We start from the raw sequence: 19,481 nt of genomic DNA, 5'->3' as shown, positions 1-19,481 counted from the left end.
CGCTATCCGACGGCACGAAACTCAACACCCGCTTTAATAACAACAACAAACAGGAGACGACCCCCATGTTTGGCATGTCCCACGAGTCTTACCTGCTGCTCGATGCAGTGGTCACCATCATCGGGTTGATCGTGTTGATCACCCGGTTCAAGGTTCACCCCTTTATCGCCCTGATCATCGCCTCAGGTTTTCTGGGCCTGACCTCGGGCATGCCCGTGGACAAGATCATCAAGGCCTTCCAGGACGGTTTCGGCGGCGTGCTCGGGTTTGTCGGGATAATCCTGGCGCTGGGTACGATGCTCGGCAAGATGATGGCCGAATCCGGCGGTGCCGATCAGATCGCCCAAACCCTGATCCGCGCCTTCGGCAAGGACAAGGTGCAGTGGGCAATGATGTTCGCCGCCTTCCTGGTGGGCATCCCGCTGTTCTTCGAGATCGGCTTTGTGTTGCTGATCCCGCTGGTGTTTATCGTTGCGCGGCGCACCGGTGTGTCGCTGATCAAGATCGGCATCCCGCTGCTCGCCGGCCTCTCGGCGGTGCATGGCCTGGTGCCGCCGCACCCGGGGCCGTTGCTGGCCATCGGCGTGTTTGGCGCGGATATCGGCAAGACCATCCTTTACGGCCTGATCGTCGCCTTGCCCACCGCCATCATCGCCGGGCCGATCTTCGGTACGTTCATTGCCAAGTACATCCCCGGCAACCCGTCCCAGGAGCTGGTGGACCAACTGGCCCGCGAGTCCGACGGGAAAAACCTGCCGAGCTTCAGCATCACCCTGATCACCGTGCTGCTGCCGGTATTCCTGATGCTGCTCAAAACCTTCGCCGACATCGCCCTGCCAGACGGGCACATCGTGCGTAACTGGATGGACATGATCGGCCACCCGATCAGCGCCTTGCTCCTGGCGTTGCTGCTGTCGCTGTACACCTTTGGCCATCGCCAGGGCATCCATTCCAAACAGATCCTCAAGCTGCTGGATGCCAGCCTTGCGCCGACCGCCGCGATCATCCTGATCATCGGTGCCGGTGGCGGTTTCAAGCAGATGCTGGTGACCAGCGGCGTGGGTGACGTGATCGGCCATATGGCGGTGACGGCGCAGATCAACCCGATCCTGCTGGCCTGGCTGGTGGCCGCGGTGATTCGGATTGCCACGGGCTCGGCGACCGTTGCCACCATTACTGGCGCAGGCATTGTGGTGCCGGTGGTGGGGATGGTGCCGGGGGTCAACCTGGAGTTGCTGGTGCTGGCGACGGGGGCGGGGTCGTTGATTCTGTCGCACGTCAACGATGCAGGGTTCTGGCTGGTCAAGCAGTACTTCAACATGACCGTGGCCGAGACGTTCAAGACCTGGACGGCCATGGAGACCATCCTGTCCATCGTGGCGCTGGGCTTCATCATGTTGCTGTCGTTGGTGGTTTAAACCTTCACTGACATCACTGTAGGAGCCGGCTTGCCGGCGATAGCATCACCTCGGTATGCCTGGCACCCCGAGGTGTGTGCATCGCCGGCAAGCCAGCTCCTACATTGACCGTTGGATCGGGTTAGGCATCAGGCCTTGGTGACCAGGCCGTCGGCCCGGAACATGGCGCGGATCCCGCGCACCGCCTGGCGAATGCGGTCCTGGTTCTCGATCAGCGCAAAGCGCACATGGTCATCGCCATACTCGCCAAAGCCGATCCCCGGCGACACACACACCTTGGCTTCGAGTAGCAACTTCTTGGCAAATTCCAGCGAACCCATGGCAGCATACGCCTCGGGGATTTTCGCCCAGACGTACATCGACGCCTTCGGGTTCTCCACCATCCAGCCCAGCTCATGCAGGCCCTTGACCAGCACGTTGCGGCGCTGGCGGTACTGCTCGGCAATATCCTTCACACATTGCTGGTCGCCTTCCAGCGCGGCAATCGCCGCCACTTGCAGCGGGGTGAAGGTGCCGTAGTCGTGGTAACTCTTGATGCGCGCCAGGGCGTTGACCAGTTCTGCGTTGCCCACCATAAAGCCAATGCGCCAGCCGGCCATGTTGTAGCTCTTGGACAGGGTGAAAAACTCCACCGCAATGTCCTTGGCGCCCGGCACCTGCATGATCGACGGGGCTTTCCAGCCGTCGTAGACGATATCGGCGTAGGCCAGGTCGTGGATCACCAGCACGTCGTACTGCTTGGCCAGGGCGATCACCCGCTCGAAGAAATCCAGCTCCACGCACTGCGCGGTCGGGTTGGACGGAAAACCCAGGATCATCATTTTCGGCTTGGGGATCGAACCGCGAATCGCCCGTTCCAGCTCGGCAAAGAAGTCCACGCCGGGAATCAGCGGCACCGAACGCACCTGGGCGCCGGCAATCACCGCACCGTAGATATGAATCGGGTAGCTGGGGTTGGGCACCAGCACGGTATCGCCCTGGTCCAGGGTGGCCAGCATCAAGTGCGCCAGGCCTTCCTTGGAGCCGATGGTCACGATAGCCTCGGTTTCCGGGTCGATATCCACCTCATAGCGGTCCTTGTACCAGCGCGAAATAGCGCGGCGCAGGCGCGGGATGCCTTTGGAGGTGGAGTAGCCGTGGGTGTCTTCACGCTGGGCGACGGTCACCAGTTTCTCCACGATATGTGGTGGGGTCGGGCCGTCGGGGTTACCCATGCTCAAGTCGATGATGTCTTCGCCGCGCCGACGCGCAGCCATCTTCAGCTCGGCAGTGATATTGAAAACATAAGGGGGGAGTCGATCTATGCGCGCAAAGCGGCGCGGCGAACCTTGGTCTGCCATTGTTGCCTCGGAATACGTAAGCGCCCGGAACCGTCCGAGCGACGTCGGCCACTGCGGTGGCCTGCGGGGCAGACAATACGGGCGATGACAGCCGTTTGTCCAGATGGCGTAGGAAATTTTTCGGTCTGGAGTATGAAGCGAGTATGCCCCTATACTCGGTATGGTTTTGGTCACTCACCCATGGAGATTGTGCAGATGAACCAACAGGCAACGCTACCCCTGGAACCCCGCATGGAAGAGGGCAAGGCCATGGTGATCGCCGGGGTCGGCGGCCATTACGGCAAGGCTACCCTGGGGGACATTCCGAAGTTGTGGGAGCTGTTCGACACGTGCATCAAGGACATCAAGAAGCGCATTGGCGGCGTGACCTACGGCGTTTGCTACAACGCCACGCAAGAAGAATTCGATTACATCGCCGGCGTCGAAGTACCGGCCAAGCACGATGTGCCGGGCAACTTTGTATCCATTGAAGTGCCGGCCAATCGTTATGCCGTCTTCGCGCACTACGGGCCGGTGTATGCGCTGTCGCAGACCTATGAGCGGATCATGTTCGAGTGGTTGCCGACGTCGGGCTACAAGGTCGCCGGGCCGGATTTTGAGCGTTACAGCGCCGATTTCGATGTGGTTAAGGGCACCGGTACTGTGGAAATCTGGCTGCCTGTCGAAAAGTCCGCATAACCTGTACATCGCCTGATCCACCGCCATCGCAGGCAAGCCAGCTCCCACATTTGTATCGGGGTGTACTCAAAACCTGGTACCGCGCAATTACCTGTGGGAGCGGGCTTGCCCGCGATGGCGATCTCAGGGGCGCCCGAGCCGGCCAGGGCCTCAATACAACGTGGCCTTGACCCGCTCCGGCATCTCCCGATCATAGGCTTCGGCATCAAACTGCCCATCATTCAAACGCTTGTGGATGGCCCCCGCTGACGGCAGCGTTGAACGCTCTACATGCTTGTCCGGGTTCCAGCAATCGGAGCGCACAAAGGCTTTCGAGCAGTGGAAATACGCCGCCTCTACCTGCACCACAATCACCGAGCGTGCCGGCTTGCCATTGACCGCAAAGCTTTGCAGCAACTCAGGCTCGATGGAAATCTGCGCCCGCCCGTTGACCCGCAGGGTCTCGCCGATCCCCGGAATGATAAACAGCAGGGCAATCCGTGGATCCACAATCAGGTTACGCAAGGTATCGAGGCGGTTGTTGCCCGGCCGATCCGGGATCGCCAGCGTGCGTTCATCGATGATCCGCACAAACCCCGGCACATCGCCCCGAGGCGAGCCGTCGAGGCCATCGGCGCCTGAAGAGCTGACAATCACCAGCGGCGAGGCGTTGACCATCGCCTGGTAATCCTCATTGAGAAACGCGATTTCCTTGCGCAGGGCACGCTCGTGGGGCAGGCCGTAGAGGGTTTCGAGTTGGTCCAGGGTGGTTAGCATGGGAGTCTCCTTGCCGGTAATCAAAACAGTAGCGCCAACCGCCGCTCATAACCCACCCGCCCTTTATATGCTTCGCCCCGGTCTACCCAGCCCTGCTGCAAATACAAGCCCAGCGCCGCCACATTGTCGCTGTCCACCGACAACTCCAAGGCGCTGATCTGCGGCCAGGCCAGGCGGGCGGCGGCGGGTAGGGCTTGTAGGCAGGCCTTGCCAAAGCCTCGGCCCTGTTGGTGGCGATCGACTTGCAAGGCATGCAGTGTGGCGCTGTGTGCGTCGGCCCAATGGGGCAGGCAGGGCGGGCGCTTGAGCAGCAGGAAGGCCACGGGAACGTCGTCGGCCAGCAGGGCGAAGCCCTTGATGCCGGGGCTTGGGTTGACCTGCAGGCTGTTCAGCGCGCAGTAGATATCACCGCTATAGGCCAGTTGCTCGGGGTGGACTTCGAGGCTGGCGAGTTGCTGTTGCTGGGTAGCAGTCAGCGTCTCATAGGGCGCGAGGCGGGTTTCCATCGAGCAGATATCCGAAGTCCTACAGGGAAGTCGCAAATTCTAGCGGCTTTATCCTTGGCGAAATTATTTTTTGTAGGCTTGTCGATTCAAAGGCGGGTCATTCGACTAAGGGTGTCTTCCGTGATTTTCCACCCCGAGGAGTATCGCCATGAGCAACCCAATCAACACCCTGATCGAGCAATGGAAACACGCGGTGGTCGCCAAGGATGTCGAGCAGATTGTCAGCTTTTACGCCGACGATATCGTCGCGTTCGACGCCGTCAATGCCCTGCAGTTCAAAGGCAAGGCGGCCTACCGCGCCCATTGGCAGGCCTGCATGGAGTTTTGCCCAGGCCCAGGGGTTTTTGACTTCCATGAACTGCATATCGTCGCCGCCGATAACAGCGCCTTTGCCCACTGGCTCGCGCACTGTGGTGGCTCTGGGCCAGATGGCGTGCTGAAAACCTGCTGGATGCGCGTCACCGCCGGTTATCAACGTATCGACGGCCAATGGAAGGTGGTGCATGAGCACTGGTCTGCGCCTTTCGATATGGAAACCGGCGCCGGTCTGTTCGACCTGAAACCTTGAGCGCTGCCAACTATAGTCAGTAGTCCGAAAACGGAGAACACCATGAAATACCTGTGCCTGGTCTACAGCGCCGAAGCCTTGCTGCACAGCCTGCCCGACAGCCCCAAGGACCCGGAATGCCACGCCTATGCCGAGGCGGTCCACGGCAGTGGCCGCATGCTCGCGGCCGAGGCCCTGGAGCCGGTGAGCACGGCCACCACCGTGCGCATGCGCAACGGCAAGTTATCGATCACCGATGGGCCGTTTGCCGAAACCAAGGAGCAGCTTGCCGGCTTCTATCTGATTGAAGCCCGGGACTTGAATGAGGCGCTGCAAGTGGCCGGCGGCATCCCGGCGGCACGGGTCGGCAGTGTGGAAGTACGTCCCGTGCGTGATTTGAATCTCTGAACCCAACAATCACAAGACTCAGGAGGTTTATCCATGAACACTCAACCCGCTGCATTCGAACTGTCCATCAGCCGCATGATCGACGCCCCGCCGAGCCGGGTGTTCCGTGCCTGGACCGAGCCTGCGTTGTTGCAGCAATGGTGGGGCCCACACGGCATGACCACGCCGGAGTGCGAAATGAACCTGTGGGTCGGTGGTCTGTTTCGCACCCTGATGCGCGCGCCCGACGGCAGCGAGTATCCGACCCAGGGCGTGTTCCTGGAGATCGACGCGCCGCGCCGCCTGGTGTTTACCGATGCGTTCCTGCCCGGCTGGATCCCATCGGGCAAGCCGTTCATGAGCGCCGAAGTGACCTTCGAGGACGTTGCCGGCAAGACCCGCTACACCGCGCGCGCCATGCATTGGACTGAAGCCGACAAACAGGCCCACGAAGCCATGGGCTTTCACCAGGGGTGGGGCGAGAGCCTGGACCGGCTGGTGGCGCTGGTGACCCAGGGCATGCCCGATTGACCGTCAAGGCCCGGGTCGAGGCGGTCTACCGCAGTGACTCGCGGCGCGTCCTGGCGACCTTGATTCGCCTGCTGGGGGATTTCGATCTCGCCGAAGAAGCCTTGCACGAGGCGTTCTTCGTCGCGGTCGAGCGCTGGCAGCAGGATGGCGTGCCCGACAACCCTGGGGCGTGGCTGGTGTCGACCGGGCGCTTCAAGGCCATCGACCGCTTGCGCCGCCAGGCCCGTTTCACCCCGTTGCTGCAGGAGCAGGCCGATGCGCTGGAAGCGGCTGACTGGAGTGCCGAAGACGTGGAAGACGACCGCCTGCGCCTGATCTTCACCTGCTGCCATCCGGCGCTGGCGGCCGATGCGCAAGTGCCGCTTACCCTGCGTGAGATTTGTGACCTTAGTACCGAGGAAATTGCCCGGGCCTTCCTGGTTACGCCGGCCACCATTGCCCAACGCATCGTGCGCGCCAAGGGCAAGATCCGCGAGGCGAAAATCCCCTACCAAGTTCCAGGGCTGGCGGAGTTGCCTGAGCGCCTGGACAGCGTACTGCGCGTGATCTACCTGGTATTCAACGAGGGTTATTCGGCGTCCATGGGCGCCGACCTGACCCGTGACGACTTGACCCGCGAGGCCATACGCCTGGGCCACCTGCTCCTGGAGTTGCTGCCGGAGCCGGAAGTCATGGGCCTGCTGGCGTTGATGCTGCTCCATGAGTCCCGGCGCCCAGCCCGGTTATCGCCCGCTGCTGAGTTGGTGCTGCTGGATGAACAGGACCGGACGTTGTGGGATGCCGCGTTGATTGCCCAGGGCTGCGCGTTGGTGGAGCAGGCCCTGGCCACCCGGCGTTTTGGCCCTTACGGCCTGCAAGCAGCAATTGCCGCGGTGCACGCCGAGGCGCCGAGTGCGGCGCAGACCGATTGGCCACAGATTATTGGCCTGTATGACGTGCTGCTGAGGATGCTGCCGTCCCCGGTGATCGAGCTCAACCGCGCCGCCGCCGTGGCCATGCGCGATGGGCCATTGGCGGGGTTGCAACAGGTCGAGGGGATCCTGGCGCGCGGCGAGTTGCTGGATTACCACCTGGCGCATTCAGCGCGTGGCGAGTTCTGCCGGCAATTGGGGCGGATGAAAGAGGCGCGCCAGGCGTATGAAAAAGCCCTGTGCCTGACCCAGCAAATGCCAGAAAAACGCTTCATCGAACGACGCCTGGCAACCTGCACCGATAGGCCTGTGTAGGCGCCGGCGGAGGTTATTCGAGCATCTTTTCCAGCAACCAACTCCCCGCCGGGCCCGGCGGGTGTTGCCGCGACCACAACGCATCCACCGCCACCGAGCGCGGCCAGCCGCGAGCCTTGAGCTCCACCAGTTGGCCATTGGCAAAGCGCTCCACCAACCAGCTCGGCAAGGGGGCCCAGCCAAAACCGAGGATGGCCATTTCCATCAGCATCAAAAAGCTGGGGGCGGACCAGACTCGGCCGGTCAGCCGGTTTTCATTGGGGTTGATGATGCTTGCCAGGCGCAGCTCCCGGTGCTGTTGCAGGGTTTGCTGGTCGATGCCATCGAGGCTGGCCAGTGCGTGCCGCGGGGACACAAACAGCGCAAGTTGTGCGCGCTCCTCGATGGTGGCATGGGTCAGGTCTGGCGGGTAGACCTCCTGCGCCTCGATAAACGCCAACTGCGCGCGCCCGCTTTGCACCAGGGCGATGAGGTCTTCGCATTCGGCAATCAACCACTCCAGCTCCAGGTCCGGATAGCGCTGCTCCAGGGAGCCGAGCAGCGTTTCAAAGCGCCCCGACTGATAGGTATCAGACATGGCAATACTGAGCTTGGGCTCCAGCCCCTGGGATAACTGGCTGGCGGCAAGCTCCAGGCGACTGCTGGCCTCCAGCACCTGCTCGGCCCGTTGCAGCAGAACGTGCCCGGCCGGGGTCAGGCTGGGCTTGCGGCTGCTGCGGTCGAACAGCACCACGTCCAGATCAATCTCCAGGCTGGCCACTGCGGCGCTGACTGTCGACTGGCTCTTGCCCAGCTTGCGCGCCGCCGCCGAAAACGAGCCTTGGGTCGCCGCCTGCACAAACGCTTGCAACACTTCATGAGAAGCCATGATCTATCGCCTTGATCGATGGTTATTGATTATGAAGTATCGTTTCAGAGCGCGATGATGGCAACCCAAGACATTCACAGAGCAACACCTATGAACACCACCAAGTCCATCACCGAACGTGTTTTCCAGGCCCTTGGCTTCGAAGGCCTGGCCTTGCTGATCTGTACCCCGTTGCTGGTCTGGATCACCGGTCGCCCAGCGCTGGAAATGGGCGCGGTGACCCTGGCCATCAGCCTGTTGGCGTTGACGTGGAACATGATCTTCAACAGCGTGTTCGATCGCCTCAAGGTGCGCCTGCAACTGGCCAATAGCGTCAAGACCCGGATCATGCACGCCCTGCTGTTCGAGGGTGGGCTGATTCTGTTTGCCGTACCGCTGATTGCCGCGTGGCTCAATATCAGCCTGATGCAGGCGTTTATCCTGGATATCGGCGTGCTGCTGTTCTTCCTGCCGTACACCTATGTGTACCACTGGGGCTACGACGTGCTGCGGGAAAAGTTCCTGCAGCAACGTGCGCCAGAGCAAGTGTGAGGGTCAGACGAACATTCCGCCCGACGCCTCGATACGCTGCCCATTGATCCATTTGCTGCCATCGGCCAGCAAGGTGGAGATCGCCCCGCCAATGTCGTCCGGCAAGCCGACCCGACCCAGGGCCGTGTTGCTGGCGACAAAGGCATTGATGCCGGCGTTGTCGCGTACCGCGCCGCCACCGAAGTCGGTCTCGATGGCACCGGGGGCGAGGGTGTTGACGCTGATCCCCCGTGCGCCCAATTCCTTGGCCTGGTAACGGGTCAGCACTTCCACCGCGCCTTTCATTGAGGCGTAGGCGGCATAACCGGGCAGGCTGAAGCGGGCCAGGCCGCTGGAGATATTGATGATGCGCCCGCCATCGACGAGCAGCGCCAGGAGCTTCTGGGTCAGGAAGAACGGGCCCTTGAGGTGGATCGCGACCATTTGATCGAACTGCGCTTCGGTGGTCTCGACAAAGCTGGCATGGGTGCCGATCCCGGCGTTGTTGATCAGGAAATCGAAATGCGCCTGGGCGAAATGCGCTTGCAGGACCTCGCCGAGCTGGCTGACAAACCCGTCGAACGTGGCGCTCTGGCTTACATCCAGTTGCAGCATGGCGGCGCGGCCGCCGAGCTGTTCAATCTCTGCGACCACCGCCTGGGCCTCAGCGGCCTTGCTGTAGTAGGTGCCGACAATGTCGATGCCTTGCGCGGCCAGATGCAGGGCAGTGCTTTTGCCCAAGCCACGGCTGGCGCCGGTGATCAATGCGATTTTACGGGTCATGGTGCAGTCCTCGGAGCGGGTGGGTAATGGTGGAATGAGTGTATTTGTCCGGGTATTGCGTGATAAACAGAGTGAATCCGGAATCACTGGTCGGATCAGTCGAACAATCACGGGGCACCACCATGAACAAGCTGGACCTGTTGCGTACCTTTGTGCGGGTCACCGAACTGTCGAGTTTCACCCAGGCCGGCGACAGCCTGGGGCTACCGCGCTCGACGGTGTCCGAGCAGGTGCGCGCCCTCGAAGACCTGTTGGGCACGCGCCTGTTGCAGCGCACCACGCGCAAGGTGCAGGCGACCCAGGACGGGCGCGTGCTGTATGAGCGCAGCAAGGACCTGCTGGCCCATATGGAAGAGCTGGAGGGGTTGTTTCGCCAGGACGAGGCGCAATTGACCGGGCGGATCCGTATCGACATGCCCAATGTGATGGCACGTAAGGTGATCCTGCCGCACCTGCCGGAGTTTATGGACCGGCACCCCTTGATCGAGCTGCAAATCAGCAGCTCCGACCGCCAGGTCGACCTGCTGGCCGAAGGTTTTGATTGTGTGTTGCGCGTGGGCGTACAACCAGACCAGTCCGTGGTGGCGCGCCTGTTGTGCAGCATGCCGATGATCAACTGCGTAAGCCCCGGTTACCTGCAACGCTATGGCGAACCCAAGACCCTGGGCGATCTGGCCGCCCATCAACTGGTGCATTACGTGCGGCCGCTGGGTGCGCGCTCCGCGGGTTTTGAATATGTGCAGGGCAACAAGGTGCAACGTATTGCCATGGCCGGGCGGGTCACGGTCAGCAGCACGGATGCGTACCAGTCGGCATGCCTCGCCGGTTTCGGGATCATTCAGGTACCGGGGCTGGGCATCCGCGAATTGCTCGAAAAGGGCGAATTGGTGGCGGTGCTCCCCGACTATCCCGCGCCTGCGCTGGATGTATCGATGCTGTATGCCGGCCAGCGCCACTTGCCGCTACGGGTACGGGTGCTGATGGACTGGTTGTCGGCCACCTTGAAGGCCCAGCTTTAACGGCGTGTCGATAGTTGCTGGGGGGCGAGGAAGGCATCGTGGAAGTAGTCGCGAAACGCCTGCATCGCCGGGGTAAAGGTGCGCTCACGGTGCCAGGCCAGGCCGACGCTCATGGGCGCGACCTTGTCAGTCACGCTCAAGGTCTCGATGCGCTTGCCTTCCAGGGACCAGGGGCGGTGGACCAGGTCGGACAGAATCGCCACGCCACTGCCATTGGCCACCATACTGCGCACCGCCTCTACCGAACTGGTGCGCAGCCGCACCTTGGGCGTCTGCCCGGCCTGCTCCCAATAACGCATGGCACTTTGCTCGGCCTCGTCCACAGTCAGCAGGATATAGGGTTCCTGCGCCACATCCGCCAGGCTCACCGCACGCCGTTCACACAGCGGGTGGTGGCTGGGCAGCCACAGGCGGCGTTCGGAATTGAACAGGATTTGCGAGACGATATCCGGGTGGGTGAGGTTGGCGGTGAGCACCACGGCCATCTCGAACTGGCCATCCAGCATCCCTTGTTCGATGGCCTGGCGCTCCTGCTCGAAGACTTCGATGCTCACGTCCGGGTGCCAATGCTCCAGGCGTTGCAAGTGGTGCGGCAGGAAGTAACCCAACACCGTGTAACTGGCCGCGACTCGCAGCACGCCGCTGGCGCGCAAGTCTGGCAGCGGGCTGCTGAGGGCATCGTCGACACTGCGCACAATCACGTAGGCACGGTTGAGAAAATGCCGGCCGGCGTCGGTCAGGTTCATGCCCTGGGCCGAGCGTACAAACAGCTGGGCGCCGAGCATGGCTTCCAGCTCCTTGATCGCGGTGGTCACTGCCGACTGGGAGATATTCAGGTGAATCGCCGCCTGGGAAATCTGGCCGATTTCGGCGGTGGCGACAAAGTAGCGAACCTGGCGCAGCGTAAGCGACATGGGGATTTCTCTTGGGGGTATCTGATTTTCCGAAGATACCCTATCTGATAATAGATCTTCCCAAGGGGTCAAGGGCCAGCCTATTTTCCTTGGCACGAACCCTTGCGGAGCAGCCCCGATGCAGACAGTGGATTTCAACTCGGACATGGGCGAAAGCTTCGGCCCCTGGACCATTGGCGACGGTGTGGACAATGAGCTGATGGCGTTTATCAGCTCCGCCAACGTCGCCACCGGCTTTCATGCCGGCGACCCCGGCACCATGCGCCGCACCATCGAGCGCGCCAAGCAGTTGGGCGTGGCCATTGGCGCGCACCCGGGCTTTCGCGACCTGGTGGGGTTCGGCCGCCGCCACATCAACGCCCCGGCCCAGGAACTGGTGGACGACATGCTCTACCAACTGGGCGCCCTGCGCGAATTGGCGCGGGTGCAGGGCGTGACCTTGCAGCACATCAAGCCCCATGGCGCGCTGTACATGCACCTGGCCCGGGACGAAGAAGCGGCCCGCCTGCTGGTGGAAAACCTGCAACGCCTGGAGCCTGAACTGCTGCTGTATTGCATGCCCGGCTCGGTGATCTGGCGCATTGCCAAGGAACTGGGGCAGCCGGTAGTACGCGAGTTTTATGCCGACCGTGAGTACGATCTGTCCGGCTCCATCGTGTTTACCCGCAACGTGCGCGCCCTGGACCCGGCGACAGTGGCGGCGCGTGTGCTGCGGGCCTGCCAGACGGGGCTGGTGCGCACCGTCGAGGGCGAAGACCTGTTTATCGAATTCGATTCCATCTGCCTGCACAGCGATACGCCGGGCGCCCTGGACCTGGTGGAGGCGACCCGCAGGGCCCTGGACCAGGCGGGGATCGTGGTGCGCACACCCGTCTGAACCGCAGCCCCTGCATGATTTTTGCCTGCCTTTCTACAATGATTCCAAGAGGAACAGACATGGCTGAAACATCCCCGATTCGCTACAGCTTTGGCGCCGATGAGCATTTGTTCGCCGAGGTCAGCGAAAGCATGTCCCTGGAGGCGTTCTTCAAGGGCATGGCCGTCACCCGTGCGGTGCAGCGCCTGGAGCTGCCCGGCGTGCTGGATATCTGCCTGGCCAACGCCTCGTTCCAGATCCGCTTCGACCCCGACCTGATCGCCCCCCAGGTGCTGCTCGATGCGGTGCAAAGCGCCGAGGCCCAGGCCGTGGCCGAGCGCACCTTGCACACGCGGATCATCGAGATTCCGGTGCTGTACAACGACCCCTGGACCCATGAAACCCTGATGCGTTTTCGCGACCGACACCAGGACCCGACGGGCACTGACCTTGAGTACGCGGCGCGGATCAATGGCCTGGCGGATGTCGAGGCGTTTATCGCAGCCCATAGTGGCGCGCCGTGGTTTGTGTCGATGGTCGGCTTTGTGGCGGGCCTGCCGTTCATGTTCCAGATGGTCGAGCGCGAACGCCAGTTGCAGGTGCCCAAATACCTGCGCCCACGCACCGACACGCCAAAGCTGACCCTCGGCCATGGCGGCTGTTTCGGCTGTATCTACTCAGTGCGCGGCGCGGGGGGTTACCAGATGTTTGGCGTGACCCCGGCGCCGATCTACGACCCGGCCCAGCAGTTGGCCTATCTCAAGGAACACATGGTGTTCTTCCGCCCCGGCGATATCGTGCAATTCAAGCCCATCGACCGGGATGCCTACGACTTGGCGGTGGCCGAGGTGGAGGCCGGGCGTTTCGATTTGCGCATTCGCCCGGTGGAATTTTCCCTGGACGCTTTTTTTGCCGACCCGGTCGGCTACCCGAAAACCCTGCAGGAGGCGCTCGTATGATCAAGGTGCTCAAGCCCGGCCTGGCCACCTCCGTGCAGGACCTGGGGCGTGAAGGGTATTACCACTTGGGGATCCCGCCGTCCGGCGCCCTGGATCAGTACGCCTTGAGTGCGGCCAACCATCTGGTGGGCAATCCGGCGGGGGCGGCGGGGTTGGAATGCACACTGATTGGCCCGCAGCTGGAGTTCCAACAGGACGCCCTGGTGGCACTCAGTGGCGCGCTGATGTCTGCGCGCCTGGACGGTGAAGTGGTGCACCAGGACACGGCGTTCCAGGTGCGTGCCGGTCAGGAGCTGCGCTTTGAGTTTCCCCTGGCCGGGGCGCGCACCTACCTGGCGGTGGCCGGGGGGATCGACGTGCCGCTGGTGTTGGGCAGCCGCTCCACTTACACCCTCGGTGCGCTGGGCGGTTTCCACGGGCGGCGCTTGCAGGAGGGCGATCTGTTGCCTATCGGCCAGACCTGCGGCCAAGGCCGTGCCGGCAATAGCTTGCCGATGGCCTTGCGCCGCTCGGTGGGCGGCGATGTGACATTACGCGTGGTGCCGGGCTTGTACTACGAGCGCCTGACGCCCGCAGCCAAAAGCAGCTTTTTCGCCGAGCCCTGGACCGTGGGTTCCGAGGCCGACCGGATCGGCTACCGCTTCAAGGGCGGCAGTGCCTTGAGCTTCCAGCCACGGGAGCAGCCATTTGGCGCGGGCTCCGATCCATCGAACATCGTCGACAGTTGCTACCCCATCGGCTCGATCCAGGTCCCGGCTGGCCTGGAGCCGATCGTGCTGCACCGCGATGCGGTATCAGGCGGCGGCTACGCGATGATCGGCACGGTGATCAGCGCCGACCTGGACCTGATCGGGCAGATGCAGCCCAACCAGCGAGCGGGGTTTGTCGCAGTGACGCTGGAGGAGGCGCTGGAGGCGCGGCGGGTGTACAAGAAGCGGCTCAAAGCGATGGCTGGCTTATTCGCGGGCTAAGCCATCACACAAAAAAATGTGGGAGCGGGCTTGCCCGCGATAGCGGTGTGTCAGTCAAATATTTCTAACCTGATCCACTGCCATCGCGGGCAAGCCCGCTCCCACATTTTGCTGTGTGGTGATTCAGAAGATTTGGGTAAACAGCCAATACAGACTGCCCGACAGTACAATCGCCGCCGGCAACGTCAGCACCCAGGCCATCAGCAAATTGCGGATGGTCTTCATCTGCAAGCCGCCGCCATTGGCCACCATGGTCCCGGCCACGCCCGAGGACAGCACATGGGTGGTGGATACCGGCAAGCCAAACATATCGGCAGCGCCAATCGTCAGCATGGCCACGGTTTCGGCCGAGGCGCCCTGGGCGTAAGTCAGGTGGGTCTTGCCGATTTTCTCGCCGACGGTCACCACGATGCGCTTCCAGCCGACCATGGTGCCCAGGCCCAGGGCGATGGCCACGGCGATCTTCACCCACAGCGGGATAAAGCGTGTGGCGTTGTCGATCTGTTGCTTGAACAGTTGCAGCTTGCCCTGGGTGTCGGCATCGAAATGACCGACCTTGCCCTTGTCCATCAGGCGAATGGTTTCGCTGGTCAGGTACATGTCGTTACGCACGTTGCCCATCGCCTCGGCCGGTACCTTGGCCAGGGAGCCGTAGCCTTTGACTTGCTCACCGATATGCCCGGTCAGGGCGGCGAGGGCGGGGATCAGCTCGGGCGTGACGTCCTTGGTGCGCACATAGGTCGACAGAATCGGCCGTGGATCGGCTGGCGCCGCTTGTGGTGCGCTCTTGACCAGCGCTTGCTGGGTGACTTCTGCCACAGCGGCAAATTGCAGGGATTGATCGGCCGGCATGGTGCGGTTCAAGGCGTAGGCCATGGGCAACGTGCCCACCAGGATCAGCATGATCAGGCCCATGCCTTTTTGGCCATCGTTGGAGCCGTGGGCGAAGGACACGCCGGTGCAGGTCACGATGAGCATGCCGCGAATCCACCACGGCGGCGGGGTGTTGCCCTTGGGCGCCTTGTACAGCGCGCGGTTTTTCACAAAGGCCCGCAGTGCCAGCAACAGCAGGGCGGCAAAGCCGAAGCCGATCAGCGGTGACAGCAGCAGCGCATAGCCGATCTTGATCGCCTGGGCCCAATCCACGCCGCTGGTGCCGTCACGGCCATGCATCAGGGCATTGGCCACGCCCACGCCGATGATCGACCCGATCAGCGTATGGGAAGACGACGCCGGCAGGCCCAGCCACCAGGTGCCGAGGTTCCACAGGATCGCGGCGATCAGCAGGGCAAAGATCATCGCAAAACCGGCGGAAGAACCGACCTGCAAAATCAACTCCACCGGCAGCAGGGCAATGATGGCAAAGGCCACCGCGCCACTGGACAGCAGCACCCCGAGGAAATTGAAGAACCCCGACCAGACCACGGCGAATTGCGGCGGCAGCGAGTTGGTGTAGATCACGGTCGCCACGGCGTTGGCGGTGTCATGGAAACCGTTGACGAATTCGAACCCCAGGGCAATCAACAAGGCCACGCCCAGCAGCAGGAATGGGGTCCAGGTGGTGACCACCGTTCCCAGTTCGTGCATGTCGTGCATCAGGCTGTAGGCGGTGAACAACAGGCCCATGGCGAGCACTGCGAAGAACATGATCACCGTGAACAGGCCGGGTTTCTTGTCCAATTGCGGTTTTGCGTCAGTGGCGCCAGCCTGGGGCGAGGCAGTCAGGGAAGGGGTGGCCATGCCGGAGCATCCAGTGTGGGGAGGATGTTTCCCATGATCGTTGCAGAATGTTACAGAGATGCTGCGTCAAGTCAGTGTTTGGTGGATTGAGATAACCGCCGGTCCACAAATTCTGGGTAGGCGCCGGTTCAGTAATCCTGGCGCTTGCGAAATGCCCATCTGCCGGCAATCAAGGTGAACGTCGCCACCAACGCCACCAGGATCCAGAACCCCTCGGGGTCCTGGGATAGCGGCACACCTCCGACGTTCATGCCAAAAAAACCGGCAATGATATTGATCGGCAGCGCCAGTACCGTCACCACCGTCAAGGTGAACAGCGTGCGGTTGCTTTGTTCGTTGAGGTTGGCGGCGATTTCTTCTTGCAACAACTTGATCCGTTCGCCCAGGGCCGTGAGGTCGTTGATGATCAGGGCGAACTCTTCGGTGGATTTGCGCAGCTCCTTCACGTCCTCCTTTTGCAGCCACTGCGGCGGGCGGTTGAGCAGGCGCAGCAGCGAGCCCGGCTCCAGGGCCAGCAGGCGTTGCAGGCGCACCAGCACCCGGCGCATGGCCCCCAGTTCGGCGCGGTTGGTGGACAGGCGCGAGGACAGCAACTGGTCTTCGATCTGGTCGACGCTGAGGCTGGTCTTGCGCACGATCTGCGTCAGCACCTCGCCTTGGTCACGCAGCAGATGCACCAGCAACTCCAGGGGCGAGCGGAAGTGTTCGCCGGCCTTTACCGATGAGCGCAGCTTGTCCACCGAGTGCAGCGGTTGCAGGCGCGCACTGATCAGCAGGCGGCTGCGAGCGCAGACCCACAAGGTGGAAATGTCCGATGACATCATGCTGCTGAAGTTGAACACCACGTCGTTGACCACCGCCAGCAAGGCCGAGTCCACATGTTCGATACGGGTGGAGCGCGAGCCCTCGTGCAAGGCCTCGAAGAACTCCGGCGGCAACTCCAGGTGCGCCTGCATCCAGCGCTGGCAGGCGGCGTGGGTCAGGTTCAGGTGCAGCCACAGGAATTCATCGGGGTCGGCCGGGGCGTGCAAGGCCTTGAGCACGGTTGCCGAGTCGATCTGCTCGGCTTTCTCGCCGGGCCGAAAGCGGAAACCGTAAAGCAGGCCAAACAGGTCGGAGTCCTGGTGGCCGTGGTCGATGCTGTGGTTCATGGGGGCTCGCAGAGGCAGGCGATGGGCGCGCGTTGCGCAATCATTGCAAGGGGATTTGACAGTTTTGTGTCAGCTACGGGTCGCTCCCGCCCGACCGCTCATCCACTGGGCTCAAGAAGCGTCTGGCCCGGCCGATTCAAGGCGCAAGCATGCCATTGGATTGGCTGTGCGTTGGTTGACAGGGATGTTGCGGTGCAGGTCCCCATTTCCCTGTTTCGAGGCTTTTCCCCGATGAGTTTTTTGCGAAAGTCCTTGAGAGCACAGATCCTGTCGTTGCTCGGTGGCAGCTTGTTGGCAATGCTATTGATTGCCTTGGCGTGTTTTCATTTTCTCTCCAGCGGTGTGCAGAGTTATCGCAGTTTGCTGGAGGGGCCGTTGCAGACCTCACAGCTGATCGATGAGGCCAACGTGCAATTCAAGGTCCAGGTCCAGGAATGGAAAAACGTCCTGCTGCGTGGCAAACAGCCCCAGGACATGGACAAGTACTGGGGGCAATTCCAGGATCGGCAACGGGAAGTGCAGGGCATCCTCGCGCGCCTGGTGGCCAACACCGAGGGCGATCCAGGCTTGAGCCGTCGCCTGGACACCTTGCGCCAGGAGCACCAGTTGCTGGGCGTGGCTTACCAGAAGGGGCGTGATGCGTACGTGGCCGCCGGTGCCGATGCGGCGGCCGGGGACAACGCGGTCAAGGGCGTGGACCGCGCGGTGAGCGAACAGATGAGCGCGCTGGTCACGCAACTGCATGAGCAGGGCAAGTTGCAGTCGCTGGCAATCAGCGCCTATGCCGAACGTACCGTGATGCTGGGCTTGGCGGTGATGGTGCTGTCTGGGGTGCTGATCGGTCTGTTCAGCCTGTGGTTGATCAACCGCAACCTGATTTTGCCGATCCGGGGCCTGATCGACTATGTAGCCCAATTGAGCCATGGCCGGTTTGCCGAGCGCGTTGCCAGCCAGCGCCAGGATGAGCTGGGGCACTTGGCCCAAGCCGCCAACACGTTGCGTGATTTTCTCGCCGAAACCTTCGGCCGCCTGCAGCGCAGTGCCAAGGACCTGGTGAGCGCCAGTGGCGAGCTGAATTCGATTGCCGGGCAGATGGCGACGGGCACCCAGGACCAGTTCAGCCGGACCGACCAGGTGGCGACGGCGATGACCGAAATGTCCGCCACCGCCCAGGAAGTCGCGCGCCACGCGGCCAGTGCCTCGCGAGCGGCGGACGAGGCCGATCACTCGGCCCGTGAAGGCGGCCAGGTGATGCAAGTGACCATTGCCACCATCGGCCAGATGCGCAACGAGATCCTCAACACCGGTGGCATCATCCGCCGCCTGGAAGCCGACAGCGTGCGCATCGGCACGGTGCTGGAAGTGATTCGCGGGATCGCCGAACAAACCAACCTGCTGGCCCTCAATGCGGCAATCGAGGCGGCGCGAGCGGGCGAAGCCGGGCGTGGCTTTGCGGTGGTGGCCGATGAAGTGCGCAGCCTGGCGCAACGCACGGCGGCGTCGATCATCGAGATCAACCAGATTATCCAGGCGGTGCAGACGGGGGCGGTGGACGCCGCCGAGGCGATCATCAGCGGCCAGTCGTGCAGTGACGAGAGTGTCGAAAAAGTCACCCAGGCCGGGGCGATGCTCAGTCATATCACCCAGGCGGTGGAGGCGATCCGCGACATGAACCGGCAGATCGCCACGGCGGCCGAGGAGCAAACCTCGGTGGCCGAGGATATCTCGCGCAACATCACGCAAATCACCACGGTGGCCACCGCCAACCTGGACAACGTGCAGCGCACCGAAGCCGCCAGTCATAACCTGCGGGGCTTGTCGGCCGAGCTCAATGAAGTGACCGCGCGCCTGAGTGCCTGACCAGACACAACTGCGCCGCCCGAAGGCGGCGCGTTGTGTGGCTGGGGCAACTTAAGTGTCTTGTTTGTTTTCCAGCACTTCGCCGGTCTTGGCGTCGAGCTTCACATCCCACTTCTTGCCAGTGGTGTCGGTCAGGTCAACTTCGTAGACCAGGCGCCCGGCTTCGTTATCCAGCTCAGTGTCGTTGATGGTGGCGCCGGCATGTTTGGCCAGGGCGGCGGCGTTCAGCTGTTCAAATGGCTTCACGGCGCCCGATTGCAGCAGGCTTGGAATCTGGTCCGGGCGAACATCGGCCTGGGCCAGGCCGGCGGTCAGGGTCAGGGCGGCAGCGGCGAACAGAGCGGTCAGGTTTTTCATGATGGAGTCCTTTGGGGTGAGCTGTTTAAGTGGGATCAGATTACCTCGCGCAACTTAATTCACCCTTAATTGTGTAGGACGTTTGCGTTGTTTGTTCAATCGCC

Annotated in this window: 21 protein-coding genes and 1 pseudogene; 13 read left to right on the top strand and 9 right to left on the bottom strand. The window is 62.3% G+C overall.

Going from position 1 to position 19,481, the window contains the following annotated elements:
* Positions 1-65: 65 nt before the first annotated feature.
* Positions 66-1,418 (top strand): GntP family permease, encoded by a 1,353-nt coding sequence (locus tag ACO77H_RS20965; RefSeq protein ID WP_169955332.1) that lies wholly within the window; start codon positions 66-68, stop codon positions 1,416-1,418.
* 128 nt (positions 1,419-1,546) lie between these two features.
* Here the strand turns inward: ACO77H_RS20965 and alaC are convergent, their stop codons facing one another.
* The gene (gene alaC / locus ACO77H_RS20960; RefSeq protein ID WP_029296464.1) at positions 1,547-2,758 is read right to left on the bottom strand and encodes an alanine transaminase; all 1,212 of its coding nucleotides are present in this window, start codon (positions 2,756-2,758) and stop codon (positions 1,547-1,549) included.
* A gap of 195 nt (positions 2,759-2,953) precedes the next feature.
* Here alaC and ACO77H_RS20955 point away from each other — a divergent pair, with 195 nt between their 5' ends.
* Positions 2,954-3,436 (top strand): GyrI-like domain-containing protein, encoded by a 483-nt coding sequence (locus ACO77H_RS20955; protein WP_170041932.1) that lies wholly within the window; start codon positions 2,954-2,956, stop codon positions 3,434-3,436.
* Positions 3,437-3,586: 150 nt separating this feature from the next.
* Here ACO77H_RS20955 and ACO77H_RS20950 read toward each other — a convergent pair whose 3' ends face one another.
* Together ACO77H_RS20950 and ACO77H_RS20945 are read right to left on the bottom strand one after the other, a co-directional pair.
* On the bottom strand, positions 3,587-4,192 hold the full coding sequence (locus ACO77H_RS20950; protein ID WP_170041933.1) for a pyridoxamine 5'-phosphate oxidase family protein: 606 nt from the start codon (positions 4,190-4,192) through the stop codon (positions 3,587-3,589).
* A 20-nt stretch (positions 4,193-4,212) separates the two neighbouring features.
* The gene (locus tag ACO77H_RS20945) at positions 4,213-4,698 is read right to left on the bottom strand and encodes a GNAT family N-acetyltransferase (RefSeq protein ID WP_432754521.1); all 486 of its coding nucleotides are present in this window, start codon (positions 4,696-4,698) and stop codon (positions 4,213-4,215) included.
* 148 nt (positions 4,699-4,846) lie between these two features.
* Here ACO77H_RS20945 and ACO77H_RS20940 point away from each other — a divergent pair, with 148 nt between their 5' ends.
* The 4 genes from ACO77H_RS20940 to ACO77H_RS20925 are packed head-to-tail and all read left to right on the top strand — an operon-like array spanning position 4,847 to position 7,389.
* Positions 4,847-5,266, top strand: a complete 420-nt coding sequence (locus tag ACO77H_RS20940; protein ID WP_170056880.1) for a YybH family protein — start codon at positions 4,847-4,849, stop codon at positions 5,264-5,266.
* Between the two features lie 42 nt (positions 5,267-5,308).
* On the top strand, positions 5,309-5,653 hold the full coding sequence (locus tag ACO77H_RS20935; protein WP_169955326.1) for a YciI family protein: 345 nt from the start codon (positions 5,309-5,311) through the stop codon (positions 5,651-5,653).
* A gap of 33 nt (positions 5,654-5,686) precedes the next feature.
* Positions 5,687-6,163, top strand: a complete 477-nt coding sequence (locus ACO77H_RS20930; protein ID WP_169955325.1) for an SRPBCC family protein — start codon at positions 5,687-5,689, stop codon at positions 6,161-6,163.
* Positions 6,160-7,389: an RNA polymerase sigma factor gene (locus ACO77H_RS20925; RefSeq protein WP_432754520.1), complete on the top strand. Its 1,230-nt coding sequence runs from the start codon at positions 6,160-6,162 to the stop codon at positions 7,387-7,389. Before ACO77H_RS20930 ends, ACO77H_RS20925 begins: the two co-directional genes overlap by 4 nt.
* 13 nt (positions 7,390-7,402) lie before the next feature.
* On the opposite strand, the gene ACO77H_RS20920 is transcribed toward ACO77H_RS20925, so the two are convergent.
* Positions 7,403-8,257 carry a LysR family transcriptional regulator gene (locus ACO77H_RS20920; RefSeq protein WP_432754519.1) on the bottom strand — a complete coding sequence of 285 codons (855 nt, stop codon included), beginning with the start codon at positions 8,255-8,257 and terminating at the stop codon, positions 7,403-7,405.
* Between the two features lie 90 nt (positions 8,258-8,347).
* On the opposite strand from ACO77H_RS20920, the gene ACO77H_RS20915 reads away from it, so the two are divergent.
* On the top strand, positions 8,348-8,788 hold the full coding sequence (locus ACO77H_RS20915; protein ID WP_169955322.1) for a multidrug/biocide efflux PACE transporter: 441 nt from the start codon (positions 8,348-8,350) through the stop codon (positions 8,786-8,788).
* A gap of 3 nt (positions 8,789-8,791) precedes the next feature.
* On the opposite strand, the gene ACO77H_RS20910 is transcribed toward ACO77H_RS20915, so the two are convergent.
* The gene (locus tag ACO77H_RS20910) at positions 8,792-9,550 is read right to left on the bottom strand and encodes an SDR family NAD(P)-dependent oxidoreductase (RefSeq protein ID WP_170041936.1); all 759 of its coding nucleotides are present in this window, start codon (positions 9,548-9,550) and stop codon (positions 8,792-8,794) included.
* A 122-nt stretch (positions 9,551-9,672) separates the two neighbouring features.
* On the opposite strand from ACO77H_RS20910, the gene ACO77H_RS20905 reads away from it, so the two are divergent.
* Positions 9,673-10,569 carry a LysR family transcriptional regulator gene (locus tag ACO77H_RS20905; protein WP_432754518.1) on the top strand — a complete coding sequence of 299 codons (897 nt, stop codon included), beginning with the start codon at positions 9,673-9,675 and terminating at the stop codon, positions 10,567-10,569.
* Here the strand turns inward: ACO77H_RS20905 and ACO77H_RS20900 are convergent.
* Positions 10,566-11,483, bottom strand: coding sequence for a LysR family transcriptional regulator (locus ACO77H_RS20900; protein ID WP_432754517.1), 918 nt, complete (start codon positions 11,481-11,483; stop codon positions 10,566-10,568). The two genes, ACO77H_RS20905 and ACO77H_RS20900, sit on opposite strands and share 4 nt — an antisense overlap.
* A 118-nt stretch (positions 11,484-11,601) precedes the next feature.
* Here ACO77H_RS20900 and ACO77H_RS20895 point away from each other — a divergent pair, with 118 nt between their 5' ends.
* Genes ACO77H_RS20895 through ACO77H_RS20885 form a run of 3 tightly spaced genes read left to right on the top strand, consistent with a single transcriptional unit; the run spans position 11,602 to position 14,269 of the window.
* A complete protein-coding gene (locus ACO77H_RS20895; protein ID WP_169955318.1) occupies positions 11,602-12,360 on the top strand; it encodes a 5-oxoprolinase subunit PxpA in 759 nt (252 codons plus the stop codon).
* Between the two features lie 59 nt (positions 12,361-12,419).
* On the top strand, positions 12,420-13,298 hold the full coding sequence (locus ACO77H_RS20890) for a 5-oxoprolinase subunit B family protein (RefSeq protein WP_169955317.1): 879 nt from the start codon (positions 12,420-12,422) through the stop codon (positions 13,296-13,298).
* Positions 13,295-14,269 carry a biotin-dependent carboxyltransferase family protein gene (locus tag ACO77H_RS20885; RefSeq protein WP_432754516.1) on the top strand — a complete coding sequence of 325 codons (975 nt, stop codon included), beginning with the start codon at positions 13,295-13,297 and terminating at the stop codon, positions 14,267-14,269. Before ACO77H_RS20890 ends, ACO77H_RS20885 begins: the two co-directional genes overlap by 4 nt.
* Before the next feature lie 123 nt (positions 14,270-14,392).
* Here the strand turns inward: ACO77H_RS20885 and ACO77H_RS20880 are convergent, their stop codons facing one another.
* Together ACO77H_RS20880 and ACO77H_RS20875 are read right to left on the bottom strand one after the other, a co-directional pair.
* Entirely contained in the window at positions 14,393-16,009 is a 1,617-nt protein-coding gene (locus tag ACO77H_RS20880) for an inorganic phosphate transporter (RefSeq protein ID WP_170056885.1), read from the bottom strand.
* A 128-nt stretch (positions 16,010-16,137) separates the two neighbouring features.
* Positions 16,138-17,160, bottom strand: a complete 1,023-nt coding sequence (locus tag ACO77H_RS20875; RefSeq protein WP_432754515.1) for a transporter — start codon at positions 17,158-17,160, stop codon at positions 16,138-16,140.
* 21 nt (positions 17,161-17,181) lie between these two features.
* Between ACO77H_RS20875 and ACO77H_RS20870 the strand changes: the two are divergent.
* Together ACO77H_RS20870 and ACO77H_RS20865 are read left to right on the top strand one after the other, a co-directional pair.
* Positions 17,182-18,087: pseudogene (locus tag ACO77H_RS20870) on the top strand (hypothetical protein); the annotation flags it as partial.
* A 165-nt stretch (positions 18,088-18,252) separates the two neighbouring features.
* Positions 18,253-19,020, top strand: a complete 768-nt coding sequence (locus ACO77H_RS20865; RefSeq protein WP_407073432.1) for a methyl-accepting chemotaxis protein — start codon at positions 18,253-18,255, stop codon at positions 19,018-19,020.
* 51 nt (positions 19,021-19,071) lie between these two features.
* Here the strand turns inward: ACO77H_RS20865 and ACO77H_RS20860 are convergent, their stop codons facing one another.
* Positions 19,072-19,377, bottom strand: coding sequence for a PepSY domain-containing protein (locus ACO77H_RS20860; RefSeq protein WP_038442689.1), 306 nt, complete (start codon positions 19,375-19,377; stop codon positions 19,072-19,074).
* Positions 19,378-19,481: the final 104 nt, after the last annotated feature.

The organism is Pseudomonas sp. WMBT8 (assembly GCF_050916005.1).
Classification (GTDB): Bacteria; Pseudomonadota; Gammaproteobacteria; order Pseudomonadales; family Pseudomonadaceae; genus Aquipseudomonas.
This window is presented reverse-complemented; position numbering and strand designations above follow the sequence as displayed.

What these genes read in the sequence shown, in the direction of transcription:
- ACO77H_RS20900 (WP_432754517.1), bottom strand. Translation starts at nt 11,483, where the DNA reads ATGTCGCTTACGCTGCGCCAGGTTCGCTACTTTGTCGCCACCGCCGAA.
- ACO77H_RS20915 (WP_169955322.1), top strand. Translation starts at nt 8,348, where the DNA reads ATGAACACCACCAAGTCCATCACCGAACGTGTTTTCCAGGCCCTTGGC.
- ACO77H_RS20880 (WP_170056885.1), bottom strand. Translation starts at nt 16,009, where the DNA reads ATGGCCACCCCTTCCCTGACTGCCTCGCCCCAGGCTGGCGCCACTGAC.
- alaC (WP_029296464.1), bottom strand. Translation starts at nt 2,758, where the DNA reads ATGGCAGACCAAGGTTCGCCGCGCCGCTTTGCGCGCATAGATCGACTC.
- ACO77H_RS20930 (WP_169955325.1), top strand. Translation starts at nt 5,687, where the DNA reads ATGAACACTCAACCCGCTGCATTCGAACTGTCCATCAGCCGCATGATC.
- ACO77H_RS20895 (WP_169955318.1), top strand. Translation starts at nt 11,602, where the DNA reads ATGCAGACAGTGGATTTCAACTCGGACATGGGCGAAAGCTTCGGCCCC.
- ACO77H_RS20885 (WP_432754516.1), top strand. Translation starts at nt 13,295, where the DNA reads ATGATCAAGGTGCTCAAGCCCGGCCTGGCCACCTCCGTGCAGGACCTG.
- ACO77H_RS20905 (WP_432754518.1), top strand. Translation starts at nt 9,673, where the DNA reads ATGAACAAGCTGGACCTGTTGCGTACCTTTGTGCGGGTCACCGAACTG.
- ACO77H_RS20875 (WP_432754515.1), bottom strand. Translation starts at nt 17,160, where the DNA reads ATGAACCACAGCATCGACCACGGCCACCAGGACTCCGACCTGTTTGGC.
- ACO77H_RS20945 (WP_432754521.1), bottom strand. Translation starts at nt 4,698, where the DNA reads ATGGAAACCCGCCTCGCGCCCTATGAGACGCTGACTGCTACCCAGCAA.
- ACO77H_RS20935 (WP_169955326.1), top strand. Translation starts at nt 5,309, where the DNA reads ATGAAATACCTGTGCCTGGTCTACAGCGCCGAAGCCTTGCTGCACAGC.
- ACO77H_RS20920 (WP_432754519.1), bottom strand. Translation starts at nt 8,257, where the DNA reads ATGGCTTCTCATGAAGTGTTGCAAGCGTTTGTGCAGGCGGCGACCCAA.
- ACO77H_RS20890 (WP_169955317.1), top strand. Translation starts at nt 12,420, where the DNA reads ATGGCTGAAACATCCCCGATTCGCTACAGCTTTGGCGCCGATGAGCAT.
- ACO77H_RS20950 (WP_170041933.1), bottom strand. Translation starts at nt 4,192, where the DNA reads ATGCTAACCACCCTGGACCAACTCGAAACCCTCTACGGCCTGCCCCAC.
- ACO77H_RS20940 (WP_170056880.1), top strand. Translation starts at nt 4,847, where the DNA reads ATGAGCAACCCAATCAACACCCTGATCGAGCAATGGAAACACGCGGTG.
- ACO77H_RS20865 (WP_407073432.1), top strand. Translation starts at nt 18,253, where the DNA reads ATGGCGACGGGCACCCAGGACCAGTTCAGCCGGACCGACCAGGTGGCG.
- ACO77H_RS20860 (WP_038442689.1), bottom strand. Translation starts at nt 19,377, where the DNA reads ATGAAAAACCTGACCGCTCTGTTCGCCGCTGCCGCCCTGACCCTGACC.
- ACO77H_RS20965 (WP_169955332.1), top strand. Translation starts at nt 66, where the DNA reads ATGTTTGGCATGTCCCACGAGTCTTACCTGCTGCTCGATGCAGTGGTC.
- ACO77H_RS20910 (WP_170041936.1), bottom strand. Translation starts at nt 9,550, where the DNA reads ATGACCCGTAAAATCGCATTGATCACCGGCGCCAGCCGTGGCTTGGGC.
- ACO77H_RS20955 (WP_170041932.1), top strand. Translation starts at nt 2,954, where the DNA reads ATGAACCAACAGGCAACGCTACCCCTGGAACCCCGCATGGAAGAGGGC.